This window comes from Bacillus seohaeanensis (assembly GCF_042684945.1).
Classification (GTDB): domain Bacteria; phylum Bacillota; class Bacilli; order Bacillales; family Bacillaceae_B; genus Rossellomorea; species Rossellomorea seohaeanensis.
The window spans coordinates 817,599-836,546 of record NZ_JBHUMF010000031.1; the positions used below are offsets into that span (position 1 = coordinate 817,599).

Genomic DNA, 18,948 nt, shown 5'->3' on the forward strand with positions numbered 1-18,948 from the left:
TATAGTTACAGTAAATTGCTTAAAAAGCAGACTAGTTCTAGTATTCCTTAACTAGATTTATTGCGTTAATCCACTTGAAATATAGAATTTTTTCTTCTATGTTTGAAACTTATTTAGCAGGCGGACCAAACTTTCCGTTATGGAAATCACGGAATGCTTGTCTAATTTCCTCCATTGAATTCATAACAAAAGGACCATATGGAACAATTTCTTCCTTAATCGGTGTACCAGAATAAACAAGTACCCTTGAACGTCTACTATTCGCTTTAATAACAAGCTCACTCATTTTCTCTTCATTTCCACTGTCATGAAAAGTCAATGTACCAACACCATGTTTTTTTAAATGAACACCATTTTCACCAAAATCCATGTCCCCTGATAGTACATAGAAAAATGCATTGTGCGTTTCAGGTAAGCGATGGATGTATGTCGCTCCTTGTGTTAAGTTAATTTCTGATAAAGTAATCGGCACAACAGATTTCATCGGGCCCTCTACGCCAGCGACATGCCCTGAAAATACTTTTACAGATCCTCCATCAACATTTACGACAGGAGCATTCTCGCTATATATATTTTGATAAGTTGTTTCTGTTTGTTTTAAATGCTTCGGTAAATTTAGCCATAGCTGAAGCGTGTGAGCAATATCTTCCTCTACGCCTTCCTCTGCATGTCTAGCAGCCCACCCAGCATTCATATATTGAACATCGCCAGGCTCAAGGATGTCCCTTCCACCAGCGTTATCAATATGTTCTAATCTACCATCCACTACATAAGTAACCGTTTGAAACCCTCGGTGCGGATGATCCGAGAAGGTCCCTCTTTTAAACCAATCTTCCGCCATTAAAATAAACGGATCAAAGTCCTTCCAACGTTCAACCGGAAGCACCCACCCTTTTTGAATAGAAGGAAAGCCCACTTCATCATATTTAACGTACCAATGATCCTTCACGCTTCTTTGTAATAGTCCAGCAGATTTATTTGGATTTTGTGCTGACAATATTATCACTCCTTATAGCTCTTCTCATCTATTTGGGGTATACGTACTGAAACTGCTTTTTCCTACTAACTATTTATACTTTCTTAGTTAACATAACAATTATGCATAAATAGCCAATTCAGATTCAATTTGATTCTTTATTAACGCCAGACATTCTTCAGCTGTTTTAGCAAAAATTCGTTTCCCATTTACAATAGCATATGGTCGTTTCGCACACATTCCACAAAAGGAAAGACAGTCATTCTCTATTACAGCAACCTCTGGAAATTCGGATTCCAATATCCGTTCAATGTTTAGTTCATTAATTAAGCTACCATCACAAATTTCAACGACTACAATCCCCATAACTGCTTTCACCTCCCTTTACCTTTGCAAGTGAACTATAAAAATATTCGCATATGGATAACTCTTTTATAGGAACAGTTTACGTCTAGCACCAGCGTCTTCCGATAAACCCATTCGGGGCGCTTACTCTTTTGCTCTTGATGCTTTACTTGCATGTTTTTTACTTCTTAAAAATACATAGTTGCTATAACAACTATTTGTTTAATTACAACATATGCTTACAGTAAATGCAACTAATTACTCCTCGTTTTTCCTTCAAAAAATCATTTATATATGCATGAAATTTAAAACACCTTTCAGAAATTAAAACTACTTACAGTAAATTCTACAATAATATTTTTCTATTTATTTACTTAGTTATTTATAACCACTACATCAACCACTACGAAAGTCTTATTTTATGAAAAAATGAAAGCCTTAAGAAAATAACGGTTTACCACATGGTATAATATGTAACTGGAATTCAGCCTTATCTTCTAAATACAGGTGCTGCATGAGGAGGTGTGTAGATGAAGAAAGTTTTTAAAATTTTTAGATGGGTCGTTATAGGAATCATTAGTTTATTCGTTCTATTAATTATCATAGGTATTTTTGCCCCTGGTACTATCCAGGTAAAGGGAGAAGATGGTCAAACAGATGATGTATCCCTTGCTACGAGTAGCTACATAACGGATGAGAATTATGAACCAGAAGAGAAAGAGTTGCTAAGCCATACGATTGCTGTTTTCAACCATTTGGATATGCATGAATGGGGAGAAGTAGATAATTTTTTCAGAGAGTACTACGTCCAAGAAACAGAATTAGCGAAAGCTTACGGTGTGTGGGAAACAAACCCTGAAGAAATTGTTTCCATAGATTATGTAGTCGAAAACAAGGAGTTTACCGCTTATCTTGATGAAGAAGAAGTTACACCGATTAGTGTAAATAACGATAATGGGATTGAGTGGGATACCTACCCATATGATGTATGGATTGACTTCTCGTTTGAGCTGACGCGTGAGGTTGAATTAGAAAATGGAAAAACAAAAAAAGACAAATTCGAAGTAATGGGAAACTATCCCCCACTTTGGAATCCGGATAACGATGAAACCCGTTGGTATTTAGGTAGTTTATTGCTTAGATCAGTAGAAACATCGTCTAATTAGGATTACCTCTATGAATATGTCACATAAAAGGAGTGATGAATTTGAAAAGAAAGATGTCCCTTATTGGAGTCATAGGCATTCTGCTCTTCTTGTCTGGATGTTCCTCCGCACTAGATACAGTAGACCAGTTATACCCAATGCACGACCTTGTATATGATGCATCAGGAAACACGTCTACAGTCTTTAGAGCCTATCAATCTTCCATTAAAGAAGCAACGAACGCAATTACAGAAGAAGAGGAACCTATGAAAGTTTCGAATAAAGACAGTCGAACAGTGCTAGTCTACGATAAATACCTTGTCCAAGTCTATCAAGATATTGAAAATCCAGATGATGCATTAGTCGAAGTCTCAGATGAGAAGTTTGTCCGACAAAACTATACCAGCGATTATTTTTCTACCTATAATATAGCCGATGCTGCAGAAGAAGCCTTTGACATGGACTTAGATGACCGTGAAGGTACTGATACCTATTACTCTGGCTATATTGGTAGTAATGGCTACGTAAAAAATACCGGTAGGGTCCCTACGGTTCGGTTTGGTTCAAGTGTAGAAAACAGTGTTCGTAGTGGCGGGCCTGGTGCTGGAAAATAACCTATAAGGAGTGAAAAGGAATGTTTACATTTGAATGGACGGAAATCCTTGATTTATATGAGATGCTAGCTACCTTAGCTTACTGGATTATCATGCTCGTGTTAGCAGGTGTTTGCATGCTTCTTTTTGAATGGATTACCCCGTATAACGATAGAGAAGAACTATTAAAAGGAAATGTTGCAGTCGGCATTCAGTTTGCTGGAAAGCTAATTGGCATTGGCATTATTACGAAGGCATCCATCGCGCATAATGTAAGTATTTGGGGAGCCTCTATTTGGGTTTTTATTGGCTTCTTTTTAATGATTATTAGCTATTTTCTATTTGAACTCATTACGCCATTTAAAGTGGAACAAGAAATTAAGAAAAATAATATCGCCGTTGCTATTGTCGCAGCTTCGTTAAGTATTTTTATTGGATTTGCCGTTGCGGGAAGCATTACATAAAAGCAACAGAAAGGGTTTTAATCAGTGAAAGAACAAAGGTATTTATACATTTCATCCGGCATTGTCTCGGTGTGTGGTATCGTCTATCAAGTGCTTTATGGAGCGGCAGGTAGTTATTTATTCGGAGATAGCGTTCTATTCTATTGTATTACTATTGGACTATTTCTTATGTCAATGGGAATTGGGGCTGCACTAAGCGAACGTATTAAACATTCACTTGTCGCGCGTTTTATTCAAGCGGAACTGCTTATTGCACTAGTTGGCGGATTTTCCATATTTGGTCTTTTCTTTTTCCTGTCTTACTCTGGACCTGAAATAGCACAATTATATTTGTATATAGTCATCGCCATCACAGGTTTCCTAACAGGACTTGAATTACCAATATTAATTCGAAGAGTCGAATCGATTCGTGAAGATATAAGTAAAAGCACCGCACGCGTGTTATTCTTTGATTATGCAGGTAGCTTAATTGGTTCTGTCGGCTTTGCTTTGTTGCTCCGTCCAATGCTTGGCTTAATTAAAACTGCTTTTTTCGTTGCAGCAATCAATGCTCTCGTCGCACTAATTGTCACCTACTTATTTCGAAAAGAAGTGTATAAACCAATTTTCCATAAAGTGATCGGCACTGTCCTTTTGTTTCTATTAACTTTAGGCTTCTTTTATGGTGAAACATATGCTTATTCTTTTGAACAACAGCTTTATGCAGACCCAATTATTTATCACGATGACACGAAATACCAACGAATTATTATGACGAAAGAACCTGGAGATGTACGCTTATACCTTGATGGACAGCTACAATTTTCTGAAAGTGATGAATACCGCTATCATGAATCACTTGTTCATGTCCCAATGTCTCTTGCACCTTATCGTGAGAACGTACTAGTTTTAGGTGGTGGAGATGGACTAGCAGTACGAGAAATTTTAAAATATGATGATACAAAGCATATCACATTAGTCGATCTTGACCCGAAAATGACGCAACTTGCTAACACACACCCGGATTTACTCCGGCTTAATAAAAGTTCTTTGAAAAATGACCAAGTCCACATTATTCACGATGATGCATTTCAATATTTAATGCAGACAGATGAATTATACGATGTTATCATTGTCGATCTTCCTGATCCAAATAATGAAGCATTGAATAAACTTTATACGAAAGAATTTTACTCACTTGTTAGGAATCACCTAACCCCTAGTGGGATGGTTTCCGTCCAATCCACAAGTCCCTTATTTGCAACAAAGGCCTTTTGGACGATTAACCATACTATTGAGGCAACAGGATTACGTACCAAAAGTTATCACCTAGATGTACCAAGCTTTGGTAATTGGGGATTTACCCTAGCATCACGAAACACCATCGATTTATCTAACGCACACGTCCCGGTAAAAACAAAATTTCTAAATGAAGAAATTTTTGAGACCTTGTTCCGATTTGGAGATGATATTGACTCCCATATCGTCGAAAAAGGGGAAGAATTTGAGCTACCGGTGAACCGAATGAATCGTCCAATTTTAGTTCAGCTTTATCAAGATGCTTGGAAGTATTACTGATGGATTTTCCCTACTAGATTGAGCTATTAAAGGAAATACAGAGGTAAAGGGGGTAATCACAACCACTTTACCTCGTTTTACTCAAATAAACTGTCCAATACCACAAATGTGCCCCCTGACCTCCACCCTGTCAAAAAGATATTACAAGTAAATACATTTTAATCGAATTAAATAAGTTGACGCCCATGGGATACAGGAAAAAGGAACGTTCCAAATAAACTTTGCGAAAACAGCCTTAAAGTTAAAACTCCCATATTTTGAGACATATAGCAGTAATAATACCCAACCTGATGTTAGCTAACATCTTCATCAACTTTTATCATTACTATTTTCAAGGAGTCATAGTCAAATTTAGGCTATCAAAAAGAGCCTGACTTAACGCCAAGCTCTGTTTTGAATCTTCCCCTATTTATCCGATTTTTACTGCCTTGTAATTCTTTTCTTCCGCTTCACGTCGTTTTTTCATCATTAGTCTATAAACGAATAGAACGGCAATGACGATGATTCCTGTTGTAATATATAGTTGTTGATAACCAAAGTTCGTAGCAATCAGACCAAGCAAATAGGATCCTGTGGCAACTCCTATATCAAAAAGAGTGAAGAATGTTGCTGTTGCATGGGCACTTCTTCCTCTTCCAGCTGATTGGATTGCCAACGTTTGTAGACATGGGACAAGTGTTCCATATCCTAGACCAATTAGGAGAGCTGATAGAAACAATAGCATCGAAGAATTGGTAATACTTAAAACAAATAGACCCGCTGCAAATAAACCAATTGCTGGGTAGATAACAATATTTGGTCCAACTTTATCAAATAAACGACCGACAAATGGGCGAGAAATAAGCATTGCAGCTGCAAAAATAGCGTAAAAGTAACTTGCTGCTTCCATAAGTCCTAGTGATTTTGCGTAAATAGAGATGAATGATAGAACAGCAGCATAACCAAATGCAATCAAGCTTGCAACTGCTGCAACTGGTAATGCTTTTCTTTCAAATAAGTCGTTTAGCGAAAGCTTTCTTTTTGCTGACTTTTCTACGATAGGATCATGCACTAATGCCGTAAAGACAATCGCACCAACCATGAGAACACTTAATACCCAAAAGAGATTATTAAATGTCGTCACTTGTAACAGCGTTAACCCGATAAATGGCCCGACAACAACCGCTATATTCATAGACATTGCAAAGTATCCCAATCCTTCTCCACGGCGAGAGTCTGGAACTAGGTCTGCTGCAATTGCCCCCGTTGCTGTTGTCGCAATACTAAACCAAATACCATGGAAAAATCGCAATGCGAGTAGTAAGTATAAATGATCAACAATTAAATATAAAAAGGAGCTAGCCATAAAGAGAAGCATACTAATCATTAACATCTTCTTTTTACCGAAGTCCTCTAATAATTTACCTGAAAATGGACGTACAATAATTGCTGATAATAAGAAAATAGTTGCCACTAATCCCGCTTGTGTTTCAGATCCATTCAATTCATCAAGAACATAAATAGGAAGTGTTGTGAGTAACGCATAGAATACTAAAAATAGAAAAAAATTGCTTAGGAATATAATGACAAAACTTTTCGTCCATATATTATTTTTTGTTTGTTCATTCATTAACTTTATCCTCTCTAGGTGATTGAGCGGTGCCGTCAATTTTCTTTAAAAGGCCTACTAATTGTTCCCGCTCTGTTATTGATAGCTCTTGTAGCAATTGCTCTTCAAGTGCTTCGACAGTCTCTTCTATCTTCGGGATTTCCTGTTTTGCTTTCTCTGTTAACACGATGATCTTCTCTCGATGATCCTCTCCTTTTTCACGAAGAACCCATCCGTTCTTTTCAAGCTTTGTAATGGTTCTTGTAACTGTTGGTGCTTCTACATTCAAGTATTTCCAAATATCTGTTTGAGACATTGGTCCAAATTCTTTTATACAAAATAAAATAGACCATTGCGATTGAAAGATCCCATAATCTTGTAACCGTTTATTTATTACTTTTGATAAAAAACGAGTAGACTGATGCAGCTCATGGATAATTACCTTTGCCTTCATATTATCGCATCCTCCATTACTTACCTAGGTAAGTAAAATCAATAAAATCCATTATACTCTGATTTTAGTGTTTGTAAAGAGGAAATTAGTTAACCATTTCGGTACTTCGAGTAGGAACTGTATCTTTCAGACCGTTTCTGGTTTGTCACCTGAACTACTCCCACTTAGCAAGCTTGAAGTGGAGGACTCCTAAGAATTCATTCCCTTCTATCGAACAGATATTAATGATCCCTTTGGTGATGGCTTCCACAGGAAGAGCGTGTCTACTTACGAACGGGTTTTCCAAACCAACAATTACGCCGTGGTTTTTGACACGTTAAAGGGACCCGTCTAATCGTAGCATTGTTAAAGTATATGATATGAAAGTGAATGAACATTCTCGTTCTTCTTTCTATTTATTCTATTAACGCTACTCTATCACTGAAGGAACCAATAGTAGTTTCACAACATAGAATAGGATAGAAAGGAGGAATGCAAATGACTGAATCAAATCTCCCTCAGTTAAGCCCACCTCAGTTTACGTATTTCAATGAGGTAAAACACTCGGTTGGAAATGACCCTTTTGTAACAGTACTAAATATCATTGAACTTCCACACGATGCTGGATATCTAATCCCTGTCCTTGTCCGAAATCAGGAGAAAGCCCAAGCATTAGCTACTATCATGGAAAGTCAAAAGACTTTTGGAAATATAGTCGTTTATGTTGTAGTCATCTATGATGGACAAGTCGTCAACCCATTAACAGATACATTTACACCACAAGAAATGAAAAAATTAGTTGAAACAGCATTAAAAACAAATCGCTATTTTATATTTGCAGCAGTGGAACGTTTTTCACCGGGAACCGAGTCAGTGTATCCAGTATTCTCAAAGAGTATCATTCAATTTTTTAACGATGATCTATCCGACCTCTATAATAACTTTAATGAAGTAGCAGCCTCTGTGTTCAGCGATGTATTGAGAAAGGAAATTAATAGTATTCCTATTAATCCATCAACATTTGATAAAAGCCCTAAATAAAAAATGGACAAACTCTTTTCATAGAAGATAGTATCTTCTATTAACTTGTGTTCAACAAAACACGGCTTAACCAATGATTGATTGGTTAAGCCGTGTTTTATTGAAGTAATTTCAGTTAGAAAATCAATAAAGCCGTTCCGACTGTAATAAATATCCCACCGATAACCGTGTATTTTGTCGCTTTTTCTTTCAAAATAACAAAACCTAGAATCATTGTAATGACAACACTAAATTTATCAATAGGAGCAACAACAGATACTTTCCCAATCGCAATAGCTGCAAAATAACACAACCAAGATAGGCCTGTTGCTACCCCCGACAAAATTAAAAAGAGATAACTTTTAGAAGTAATCCGTTTCATTTCTCGATGTGTTCCTTGAAATAACACGATTGCCCAGGCAAATACTAGCACCACAATTGTTCGTAAAAAAGTAGCAACATTAGAGTCGACACCTTCCATTCCTATCTTCGCTAGAATGGAAGTTAACGCCGCAAATACAGCCCCTAAAATAGCATACACGATATAAAACTGGGAGCCAGTAAATCGTTTTTTTTCTTCATTTTTGCCAATTAAAACAAAAGTACCGAAAGCAATGAGAGCTCCTCCTACTATAATATTCGGAACAGCTTTCTCTCCCAGAATTAGAATAGATAATAGTATTGTTAACACAATGCTAGATTTATCAATGGGTACAACTTTAGACACGTCCCCTACTGCAAGTGCCCGAAAGAAAAACAACCACGACAAACCAGTAGAAATACCTGATAATAAAATAAAAGCCAATGCCTTATTAGGAATCATCGTTATGGCAGGTAGTTGTTTTGTCACAACGACAACAATAAAGGCCATTATTATTACAATGACAGTTCGAATAGCTGTTGCTAAATTAGAATTTACGTTTTCCATCCCAATTTTAACTAAAATATTCGTTAGTGAAGCAAACACCGCTGCTAATAATGCTAAAATTATGCTCATCTTACTACCTTCTTCTCAGTCTAGTGCCTATGTATTTTTACGTGGAATGTAAAGTAAAATAGCATTTGTAAACTCTACCGTTCCCCCACTTCCTATTGCAAAGAGGGAGAAATATTAGCCCGTGAATGTAAACGAAACGAAGAATATTTGTTTCCTTATTTATTCATGCCATTCCCTCTCAAAAAAATCCCCGTAAAACATGGCTACTATTATCCTATCCAATTAAGAGAGATACTTTACCTTTTCTTCGATAGACGTTCTCTCTTTTGATTTATTTATTTATTTCTTCAGAATAACCTACATCAAATACCCCAATATTTTAATTCATCTTGTAGAACATGTTATTTTGAACGTCGATTATAATCCCTCTCAATTCCCTCTTTCCAACCTCGATCAATCTTTTTCCCACTTCGAATGTTCGTAACAGCTTCGCTTACAGCTTCGTAATTTAATTGCGTTCCGATATGGTCGGCATGGTATTCTACTGCGAAATCCTCCTCGATTCCAAACTCTGCAGCAGTGGAGACCGCATCAATATTAGCTCCTAGGAACATGAATTCCCAGCCATATTTATCTTTTTGATGCTCGATCATTTTTTTGATTTTTTCCGTTGTATATTCGCGACTCGCATTTTCCATCCCATCCGTTGTAATAACGAATAGTACCTTTTCTGCACGTTCGTTCTCCGTTGTTTTCCTTTGTACATTAATTATCTTCTGCAAGGTAAAACCAATGGCATCTAATAATGCAGTAGTCCCCCCTACTTCATAATCATTTTCGGTAATAGGAGATATCCCCTTTACATTTATTCGGTCGTGTAATAATTCATAGTTGTGATCGAATAAAACTGTCGTAACAATAGCTTCTCCTTCCGCCTTTTGTTGCTTCTTAAGCATTGCATTGTAACCACCGATGGTATCTGCCTCAAGTCCTGCCATGGAGCCACTTTTATCTAAAATAAAAACTAATTCGGTTACTTTCTCTTTCATCCTAATCATCCCCCGTTTTATTTTTCTAAACTTAGAATAACAAGGACAGGAGAAGAAATGGTCGCTTCCAAAGCGACATTTTAAGCACCGAGTAATGGTTGATCAAAGGCAAATAAGGCTTCATTAATTTCATGAATATCGTAGTTAGCTTGTTTAATAAAGAACTCAATAATAACATCAAATTTACTACTGTGTGACAAGGTATAACCGGCAGTAGTTAGCAACTCCTCCGTTTCTTCTAAATTTAATTTTAAAGCAATAGCAAAGGCAATAGCAGTTTTCTTCGCCGGAGTATAATCGACTCTATTCCGAATCTTTGAGAATAATCGACGGTCAACGTTCGCCCTTTTATACGCCTCTACATCTGTCATTCCTTTTTCATCAATTAAACGTAACAGTTGCACTGAAAAAGGTTCATCTAGTTGCTCCAACAAGTTTACTAAAGAATTATTTTCTTCCTCCATTACATCTTGCTGCATTATTTCGATATCGTGCAACTGCTCCAATACATACCGTTCGTTTCTTCTACTACTAAAAGTGCTTTCTACTTCCTCTACATAATGCTCATCAATATATTGATGGATGGATGTAAATAACTTCTTGCTTAAACCGAAAGATTTCTTGTCAAAAACAACTAAATAAACGAGCATATCATCATGATGAAATAAAAAGGAACTGATGGCAGAAACAGCCAGTTGTAACGCTTCCTCTTTTGGATAACCATATATGCCAGTTGAAATCAACGGAAAAGCGATAGACTTACATTGATAATTCTGTGCTAATTCTAAAGAGTTAGCATAAGAAGCTTTCAACTGAACCGCTTCTTGCTTTGAACCACCTTGCCAAATAGGCCCTGGTGTATGAATGATATGTTTTGCAGCAACCTTAAATCCATCGGTAATAACGGCTTCTCCAACCTTGCACCCACCAATTTTATCGCATGCTTCTTGCAGCTCACTGGCACCTGCCGCACGAAATATAGCACCACATACACCGCCACCCATTTTCAGTTCTGTATTCGCAGCATTCACAATCGCATCTACATTCATCTTCGTAATATCATTGCGAACAATTTCTAGTGGCATACTACCTTCCCCTTTCCCACCAAGTGTCTTCTTTCCTATACTTCCAATCATAGCTAATGAAAGGAATCTTAAAAAGAGGGGAGATTATTTTTTTACTGTTTTCGTAAACATTGTTGCTTTTTTACAGACGATTACTTTTATTGTTCAACAGGTGATTTTAGTCTAATATTCATCTGTTGAAATAATACCTATTTTCAACAGGTGAACACTCGTTTAAACCGTTCGAAAGCAATAGCCATGCTTTCCCTAGTTCTATCGTTTATTGTAATGCCTGTTTCAACGTTTCTAAGTTCTTATTCATAATGCTAAAATAGTCATCACCATTTTTGCTATCTTCTTCCGTTAATACCGACAAGTTGTGCAAGCGTAATGGCTCTGCATTGATTTCTTTACGAATGACTTCTGCAACCTTTGTCGTTACATTTTGTTCAAAAATAACATATTGAATATCATTCGCTTTAGCGACCTCAATAATTTCCAATAATTCTGCTTGGCTAGGTTCGTCTGATGGAGATAAACCAGATACAGCTATCTGCTTCAATCCATAGCTTTCTTCCCAATATCCATATGCAGCATGAGAAACGATAATTTTTGGATCTACCTTATCCCCTATCACTTTATGAAAATCTTCATCTAGTCTTTCTAAGTTCTTTTTTAAATCCACAAAGTTTTCCTCGAACTCTTTTTGGTGTTGAGGCATTAATTCCACAAGTCCATTCTTAATGTTTTTTGCAAGAGTAATAGATTTATACGGATCTAACCAAATATGCGGATCTTTATCACCATGGTGATGCCCTTCTTCATGAACATGCTTCTCTTCTCCATTCCCTGCTTCTTCATGGGCATGTGCCTCTTCTCCATGTCCTACTTCTCCTTCATGGACATGCTGCTCCTCTTCCTCATGCCCTTCTTCTTCGTGAGAATGCCCTTCCCCATGAGAATGGGAGATTGTTTCGATTCCTCTAGTGGCTTCTACTAGTCTAACCTCTTCCTTCTTTATTGCTTCAGCAATTGCATCCGCGTAAGGTTCCATTTCCAGGCCATTGTAAATAAACAGATCTGACTCAGCAATCTCCACCATCTGCTTTGTTGTAGGTTCAAAAGTATGTGCATCGGCACCAAGTGGGATGATGCTCTCTACGTCAATATAATCCCCACCTATTGCACTAGCAAAATATTGTAAAGGATAAAGCGTTGTAAAAACCTTCAGCACTTCCGTATCTTTTGCATCTCCTTCTTTCGTTACTACACTCTTACTACCATTACCCGAAGCACACCCTGAAATCACTGTAGATAACATAAGTAAAAAAATAACAGCCAACCTTCTTGATATCATGTTCTTCTCCCCTTTTCGTTCATTATGTACCGTAGTTATTGCAAGTGAATAAACTGTAATGATTACGATTTAAAACTTGTAAAAAGACTATTTTATTTCTCGATATACGATACATTCTTTTCATCTTGTTCTCGCAGAATTATTTCTTTTATTTTTCGTGGTAAATTAATAGCGACCTTCTGTTTCTATGCAATGCTAGTGTAAATTTTTCCCTCGTTACTGTTTTTTCTAAAATTTTATCCTACAACAAATGCGGGTAGTGAATCATGGAACACTGGTAGTTACAACTTCACCATAAATAATATGTAATTCCCTTGTTTGTCTAGTCTTTGGATTTTGCAATACATTTTGTTCAGCATAGAGCCCTTCTATCAAGTAAACTTAATTTGTTCTCAATGTATCTCCTAGTCAATTGTCTCAGAAAATAAATTTACTTCGGGCGTAGGCCTACCCTAAATCACTATCAACTTCATGTACATGTAAGCCTGTGTCAAAACAGTAATGTAGCCCTTTCCCGGAAAAACTCGATAACGTTACCCCTCCACCAATTAGACACCATTCCTGTGCAGCATTCTCCTCCCCTAATAAATCGTAATTATTACGATTTGAATTGTATTACATTATTCACATGAAAGCAAGCATATATATAAACTATATTCTCTATTAGAAAATAAAGAGTAGATTTTCAAAATCTTTCAAGGCTTACTAGACACACCTTCACTTTAATAGGTGTGTCTCCTCTTTTCCATTTAATTCAAAAGCATCAATAATTATTCCCATTAAATTTACTCACACCTTACGAAACGTACTATTAACAGATAAAATAGTTATAAGTTGCTTATTAAGTTCTGCAATAGATGTCTTGTATCCTTGTCGGTGCCATTCCATTAAAATACCAATAATCGCATTTGCTTGATAGCTAATAAGATAATTTAATTGTATATCTCCCTTTGGCTCTAGGTAGCGTTCATCTACGGATTCCTTCATAATGAAAAGAATAGATTCTAACTCAACCTCCAATCATAACCAAAAGAGGTGTTAAGAAAAATTTCTTGACGCCTTTAAATTATTACTGTTATTCTAAGTCCATTGTTGGCCAGGGATTCTCTTATAGAGATATACTAGTGCACTTTGTTAAAAACAGTTATAGAAGTTTTTATTTTCTGAGCCCAAGCTGTTCAATCTTTAGACACTGGGTTTCATCCCGTAGTTGGAGGTTTTTTGTTGAATACTATCATCACTAAATTAAAAGAAATGACCTATAAACAGTTGTTTTTGTACACCATACTAGCACTTTGTTTTGTCACCTCGGTTATTTTTGTGAATCATAATTATTCCTTCTATGACCGTCCAATAGCCGAAGTCATAAAAACAAATCTAGAAGATACAAAGGAAATGAGTGATTTACATGATAATAAAGATCATCTATTCACACAGCAAATAATAGCAGAAATAAAAAATGGAGCAGAAAAAGGGAAGCTCATTCATTTAACGAATGAGTATTCATCATCTAAAGCGTATGACCAAGAATATCATGTTGGAAGTGAAGTATTCGTTTCAATTGATACAAGTACTGAGGAAACGAAAGAGTTAACCGGAGACATAAAGGACGTCAAACGTGATAAATACGTATTGATTGTAGCATGGATTTTTATTTTCATCTTACTTCTCGTTGGGAAAAAGCAAGGGCTGTTTTCTATTATAAGTTTGGTCGTTAATGCCCTTCTGTTATCCTATGCATTGGATATTTATTTACATAATCCTGATAAAAGTCTATTAGTAATATGCAGTATAAGCGTTATTTTATTTACTGTTATTTCCTTGTTGCTCGTTAACGGTTTTAATGAAAAAACATATGCAGCTATTGTTGCGACCCTACTAGGAACGTTTATTTCGCTGCTCATTACCTATCTTGTAATATCGCTAACCTCTGGAAAAGGACTTCACTATGAAGAAATCCAATTTATAACGCGCCCTTACAAAATGGTATTTATGGCAGGTTTATTCATCGGATCTTTAGGAGCGGTAATGGATGTAGCCATTACAATGTCTTCTTCTATCTTTAGTTTATATGAAAAGAATAATAACATCTCCGTAAAAGCACTGAAAAATTCGGGGATGGAAATTGGAAAAGATATTATGGGGACGATGACAAATATTTTGTTTTTTGCCTATATAAGTGGTTCCATTCCAATGCTTATTTTGTATTTTAAAAATGCTTCTCCCTTAGGTTTTACCCTTTCCATGAATCTTTCATTGGAATTAGCTCGAGCACTAGCTGGTGGTATTGGAATCGTACTAACTATTCCAATAGGTCTATATATTTCTATATTTTTTGTTAATAGAAAGAAGGCAAGACAATGAATGCTTTAATTGTACTAGCAGCTATTTTATTCTTATTGATGACCCTGATTGGCGGAAAGAAAGGAGCAAGGTCTTTTTGGGCTTTATTCTTCAACTTTGGTGTGCTCATCATTACTGTCATTATTATGAACGACCCAGCTATTGATTCAATTATCTTAACATTGATTGCATGTACAGTGATTAGTTGTATCAATCTATTTTATATTAATGAAGTAAACAGTAAAACTAAGACGGCATTCCTTTCTACTATCATCACAACGGTTATTTTACTCTTATTTATTGTCATCGTAACGAAGAATGCAATGATTCAAGGGTTTGGTGAAGAGGAAATGGAAGAACTGAGCATATTTTCCGTTTATATTGGCGTCGATTTTGTTAAAATTGGAGCTTCTGTGATAATTATGAGTACTATAGGTGCCATTACGGATGCTGCCATTGCCATTTCCTCTCCAATGCGTGAAATATATTATCATAATCCATCCATTAGTAGAAAAGAGTTGTTTACCTCTGGACTAAGCATTGGGAAAGATATTTTAGGAACAAGCACAAATACGCTATTCTTCGCTTTCTTTGGAGGCTATTTAGCCTTGCTTATATGGTTTAAAGACCTATCCTATTCTGTAGGAGATATTGTCAATTCAAAGATATTTAGTGCAGAAATGATAACTATACTTTGTGCTGGAATTGGGGTTACGCTAGTTATTCCTATTACTTCCGGCATTACTGCATATTTTTTAGTGAAAACAAAAAACAAAAGCGAGACAGTTAAATAGAAGTTATGACAGAAAAAGCGAAAATAATTTATGTTTGGAAAGTAAAGGGACAGTTCTATTGCTTCATGGAAGCGGAAGAATTGTCCCTTTACGTTTATATACCATAGTACTACTAAATATGTGCACTGTTAGTATATGGAGGAGTGCTATTTCAAGATTGAATCTATCAAATTACCAAAATTCTTAATGTCTCTTAGATAGTCATAGCTAGGAGGATTTCCTCTTTTATTGTACATTCGAACTGCAACAGCATCGTACTCTGGAATTACTAAGCAAGCACATCCAGAAGCTCCTAATATTTGATAGGCCCTTGGTGGAATTTTTTCTCCTAATTCATTTTTGGCATATTTATTTTCGTTCCTAAACCAAAAATATCCGTTTTGAGGAGTATTAGTCAAATTTTCTGGAGTTTGTATAGACGTTGTACGCTCTAAAAAGCTACTTGGGATAACTTGTTCTCCGTTAATTAACCCTTTTTTTAGATGAAAATATCCCCAGTGTGCTAATTCTCTTGCACTTACGAATAAGTTTCTCTCAAATCCTGTATTATCTTCTAATCTAATACTAGGTTTTTCTAATTCTATAACGTCAGCAAGAAGGTTTTCTTTATACTCTATTTCCCAGCCCGTTTCTATAAAGTTTAAAGGTTGAAATACATAATCTTGAATAATCTCATTCACTGTTGACCCTGAGACTTTAGATATTATTTTATAGAGTAGTGATAGTCCAGCCCCATTATATTCCCAAACAGTACCAGGTGTTGAAAACTTTGTTAACTCATTATTTTCAAACCTTAGACCATGAGTATGAGTGACAATATGACGGATACTGATGTCTTTACAAACAGTCTGATTTTCTGTATCTAGATAGTCTAGTATCTTATCTTCTAAGCTATGTATCTTACCTTGATTTATTAAAATTTCAACCGCCAAGCCAATATAACTTTTCCGAACAGAAAAAACGTTATAACGCGTGTCTTCTTTAACTTTCTGTTTAGTCACAGGGTCATAGCCAGAATACCATTCCCCAATCACTTTATTTCCCTGTATCACATATACAGCACTTGCTGAAGCATTAATTTGATTTTTCACACCCTCTACATAGTCATATAAGGGGGAGAATTTTTCTGATTCTTCTTTTATTAAGAATTGATGAATCTTATTTTTCTTATGAGTGGTATTCAAGTTTATCACATCCTATTTATTTAAGAGCCTATATGTATTCTGGCTACTCCCTGCATCTACCCTCATTTTAATCCGTATCAAAAAGCAACGATTTTTTATAAAACAGGCTTAATGTAAAACGGACAACTGATTTATTTAGTTCGTAAATGTTCGACTATATAGTGTCACATCTTCAATCCTATTTTTACTAGGTTCAAAACCAATTCCTGCTGATTGTGGGACAAAAATATAACCGTCCTTCATTGTTACCTCCGGCTCAATTATGTCCTGTTTCCAATAATGGGAGGAAGGAGCAGTGTCCCCTGGCAAGGTGAAGTTAGCCAGGCTAGTTATCGCGATATTATGTGCTCTGCCAATACCAGCCTCGAGCATCCCTCCGCACCACATCGGGATATGATGATCAACACAAAGGTCATGAATTCTTTTCGCCTCTGTTAACCCACCAACACGACCGATTTTTAAGTTGATGATCTTACAGCTGCCAAGTTCAATCGCTTTCCTGGCATCGTCAAACGTATGAATGCTTTCATCTAGACAAATCGGTGTCTCAAGCTTTGCCTGTAATTTGGCATGATCAATAATATCGTCATGGTCAAGCGGTTGTTCAATCATCATCAAACGATAATCATCCAACTTTTGAAGATGTTCGATATCATTTAGTGTATAGGCACAATTGGCATCGGCCATCAGTTGTATATCCGGGAACTCTTTTCGAATAGCTTTTAAAATATGTAGATCCCAGTCTGGCTTAATCTTCACTTTTATTCGCTTATATCCTTCCTGGAGATAACCATCTATTTGCCTAAGCATCGTTACTTCCGATTCTTGAATTCCAACGCTTACGCCAACTTCAATTTTCTCCTTCACTCCACCTAAAGCTTTCGATAAAGAAATCCCTTTTTCTCTTGCATACAGATCCCATATAGCCCCTTCTAAGGCTGCTTTCGCATTAAAATTTCCTCTAATAGGCTTAAAAATTCCCATTACATCGTCTGGATGTTTAATGTCCGCTCTCATCAAGAGTGGAATTAAATGATCGCTCATGATATGCCAGTTCGTCTTTACCGTCTCTTCATTATAGATAGGCTCCATGATCGAAACAGATTCTCCCCAACCTCTTTGTCCACTTTTGGATTTGACCTCAACAAGGATGAAGTCTTTGTCTACCTCTGTTCCCACACTCGTTGTAAAAGGATTCAAGAGCTCCATCTTCACGTGTCTTAAAATGATGCTTTTTATCTCCATATACCTATTCTCCTCTGCTTAACATTACTTATTTCTCTAAGAGATAGAAGTATTGATGTTCTTTGGTTTTATCTTTTATTAAATCCGTCACAACCCAGCCAGCTCCTAGATAATGAGTGAACACCTCATTTGTTTTTTCTCTCCATTTCAACGCGAGCGAAAAATCATCCTTCTTGATTTTCTGGAAATCACCTGGAACAGGAACAAGTAGCTTCGAGCTTATCTGATTCAAATCCGTTTCGCTTGGGATGAGGTATCCATTCTCCACAATCGTACTAATTACTTGCGGCTGATGACCAAGTGCCTCCATACTGTTCTGAATCGCCGGCTCCTTTATCCGCCATTCTATTAGAAAGCGATCAGTTGAAATACCTGCATTCATGTTATCCGCCATTTCACCGTAAGCATTTTCAATATATTTAGCACCTACCGCCCGAAGCTTGTGCAGATTTAAATTACCATTTACCGTTTCAAGTGGATCATATGTCCAAGTGATTAGATCATACCCTTTTTCTATTGCTGTATCTTTCTGAGCTCTCTTTAACCTTTCCCCAATTCCAAACGCCCGGTATTCTGGATGAATCCCTAAGCTATGAGAGCATAAATAACTTTTTTCCCCATCAAATCCCGGAAAGCTATATTGAAATCCAATTAGTTTTTCTTGAAAAAAAGCGCCCAAAACAAAGCCTCCGTTTTTAACTGTCGCGACTGTATGATTTACAGGTACTGTGTCTTCTACACTCCAGATGAGTGATTCCAATTGATAAACAGCCTCTAATTCCTCCACCGTTTGAAGGTTTTTAATGCTCAATGATGATAGTACTTCTTGTTTCAATTGTATTTCCTCCCTATTC

Annotated in this window: 19 protein-coding genes; 7 read left to right on the forward strand and 12 right to left on the reverse strand. The window is 36.5% G+C overall.

Going from position 1 to position 18,948, the window contains the following annotated elements; genetic code table 11:
- Window positions 1-109: 109 nt before the first annotated feature.
- Window positions 110-997, reverse strand: coding sequence for a pirin family protein (locus tag ACFSUL_RS17320; protein WP_377937155.1), 888 nt, complete (start codon window positions 995-997; stop codon window positions 110-112).
- Between the two features lie 99 nt (window positions 998-1,096).
- Window positions 1,097-1,342, reverse strand: a complete 246-nt coding sequence (locus ACFSUL_RS17325) for a DUF1450 domain-containing protein (protein WP_071412527.1) — start codon at window positions 1,340-1,342, stop codon at window positions 1,097-1,099.
- A 509-nt stretch (window positions 1,343-1,851) separates the two neighbouring features.
- On the opposite strand from ACFSUL_RS17325, the gene ACFSUL_RS17330 reads away from it, so the two are divergent.
- The 4 genes from ACFSUL_RS17330 to ACFSUL_RS17345 are packed head-to-tail and all read left to right on the forward strand — an operon-like array spanning window position 1,852 to window position 5,080.
- A complete protein-coding gene (locus ACFSUL_RS17330) occupies window positions 1,852-2,487 on the forward strand; it encodes a hypothetical protein (protein WP_377937156.1) in 636 nt (211 codons plus the stop codon).
- A 41-nt stretch (window positions 2,488-2,528) separates the two neighbouring features.
- A complete protein-coding gene (locus ACFSUL_RS17335; protein WP_377937157.1) occupies window positions 2,529-3,080 on the forward strand; it encodes a DUF4247 domain-containing protein in 552 nt (183 codons plus the stop codon).
- 20 nt (window positions 3,081-3,100) lie between these two features.
- The gene (locus ACFSUL_RS17340; RefSeq protein ID WP_084778385.1) at window positions 3,101-3,523 is read left to right on the forward strand and encodes a DUF350 domain-containing protein; all 423 of its coding nucleotides are present in this window, start codon (window positions 3,101-3,103) and stop codon (window positions 3,521-3,523) included.
- A 24-nt stretch (window positions 3,524-3,547) separates the two neighbouring features.
- A complete protein-coding gene (locus ACFSUL_RS17345) occupies window positions 3,548-5,080 on the forward strand; it encodes a polyamine aminopropyltransferase (protein ID WP_377937158.1) in 1,533 nt (510 codons plus the stop codon).
- Between the two features lie 409 nt (window positions 5,081-5,489).
- Here the strand turns inward: ACFSUL_RS17345 and ACFSUL_RS17350 are convergent, their stop codons facing one another.
- Both ACFSUL_RS17350 and ACFSUL_RS17355 read right to left on the reverse strand, forming a co-directional pair.
- Entirely contained in the window at window positions 5,490-6,689 is a 1,200-nt protein-coding gene (locus ACFSUL_RS17350; RefSeq protein WP_071412531.1) for an MFS transporter, read from the reverse strand.
- Window positions 6,682-7,122, reverse strand: a complete 441-nt coding sequence (locus ACFSUL_RS17355; RefSeq protein ID WP_377937159.1) for a MarR family winged helix-turn-helix transcriptional regulator — start codon at window positions 7,120-7,122, stop codon at window positions 6,682-6,684. Before ACFSUL_RS17355 ends, ACFSUL_RS17350 begins: the two co-directional genes overlap by 8 nt.
- Window positions 7,123-7,599: 477 nt before the next feature.
- On the opposite strand from ACFSUL_RS17355, the gene ACFSUL_RS17360 reads away from it, so the two are divergent.
- Complete coding sequence (locus ACFSUL_RS17360) at window positions 7,600-8,142, forward strand: hypothetical protein (protein WP_377937160.1); 543 nt, start codon at window positions 7,600-7,602, stop codon at window positions 8,140-8,142.
- A gap of 115 nt (window positions 8,143-8,257) precedes the next feature.
- On the opposite strand, the gene ACFSUL_RS17365 is transcribed toward ACFSUL_RS17360, so the two are convergent.
- The 5 genes from ACFSUL_RS17365 to ACFSUL_RS17385 form a co-directional block, all read right to left on the reverse strand.
- On the reverse strand, window positions 8,258-9,118 hold the full coding sequence (locus ACFSUL_RS17365) for an EamA family transporter (RefSeq protein WP_377937161.1): 861 nt from the start codon (window positions 9,116-9,118) through the stop codon (window positions 8,258-8,260).
- A gap of 341 nt (window positions 9,119-9,459) precedes the next feature.
- The gene (locus tag ACFSUL_RS17370) at window positions 9,460-10,107 is read right to left on the reverse strand and encodes a vWA domain-containing protein (RefSeq protein ID WP_377937162.1); all 648 of its coding nucleotides are present in this window, start codon (window positions 10,105-10,107) and stop codon (window positions 9,460-9,462) included.
- 80 nt (window positions 10,108-10,187) lie between these two features.
- A complete protein-coding gene (locus ACFSUL_RS17375; protein WP_377937163.1) occupies window positions 10,188-11,192 on the reverse strand; it encodes a macro domain-containing protein in 1,005 nt (334 codons plus the stop codon).
- A 259-nt stretch (window positions 11,193-11,451) separates the two neighbouring features.
- Window positions 11,452-12,528 carry a metal ABC transporter solute-binding protein, Zn/Mn family gene (locus ACFSUL_RS17380; protein WP_377937164.1) on the reverse strand — a complete coding sequence of 359 codons (1,077 nt, stop codon included), beginning with the start codon at window positions 12,526-12,528 and terminating at the stop codon, window positions 11,452-11,454.
- Window positions 12,529-13,317: 789 nt separating this feature from the next.
- Window positions 13,318-13,515 carry a TetR-like C-terminal domain-containing protein gene (locus ACFSUL_RS17385; protein WP_377937165.1) on the reverse strand — a complete coding sequence of 66 codons (198 nt, stop codon included), beginning with the start codon at window positions 13,513-13,515 and terminating at the stop codon, window positions 13,318-13,320.
- Window positions 13,516-13,782: 267 nt separating this feature from the next.
- Between ACFSUL_RS17385 and ACFSUL_RS17390 the strand changes: the two genes are divergently transcribed.
- Entirely contained in the window at window positions 13,783-14,892 is a 1,110-nt protein-coding gene (locus ACFSUL_RS17390; RefSeq protein WP_377937756.1) for a YibE/F family protein, read from the forward strand.
- Window positions 14,889-15,665, forward strand: coding sequence for a YibE/F family protein (locus ACFSUL_RS17395; protein WP_377937166.1), 777 nt, complete (start codon window positions 14,889-14,891; stop codon window positions 15,663-15,665). Before ACFSUL_RS17390 ends, ACFSUL_RS17395 begins: the two co-directional genes overlap by 4 nt.
- 146 nt (window positions 15,666-15,811) lie before the next feature.
- On the opposite strand, the gene ACFSUL_RS17400 is transcribed toward ACFSUL_RS17395, so the two are convergent.
- The 3 genes from ACFSUL_RS17400 to ACFSUL_RS17410 form a co-directional block, all read right to left on the reverse strand.
- Entirely contained in the window at window positions 15,812-16,849 is a 1,038-nt protein-coding gene (locus tag ACFSUL_RS17400; protein ID WP_377937167.1) for a serine hydrolase domain-containing protein, read from the reverse strand.
- Between the two features lie 135 nt (window positions 16,850-16,984).
- A complete protein-coding gene (gene menC / locus ACFSUL_RS17405; protein ID WP_377937168.1) occupies window positions 16,985-18,094 on the reverse strand; it encodes an o-succinylbenzoate synthase in 1,110 nt (369 codons plus the stop codon).
- A gap of 28 nt (window positions 18,095-18,122) precedes the next feature.
- Entirely contained in the window at window positions 18,123-18,929 is an 807-nt protein-coding gene (locus tag ACFSUL_RS17410) for a GNAT family N-acetyltransferase (RefSeq protein WP_377937169.1), read from the reverse strand.
- Between the last annotated feature and the right edge of the window lie 19 nt (window positions 18,930-18,948).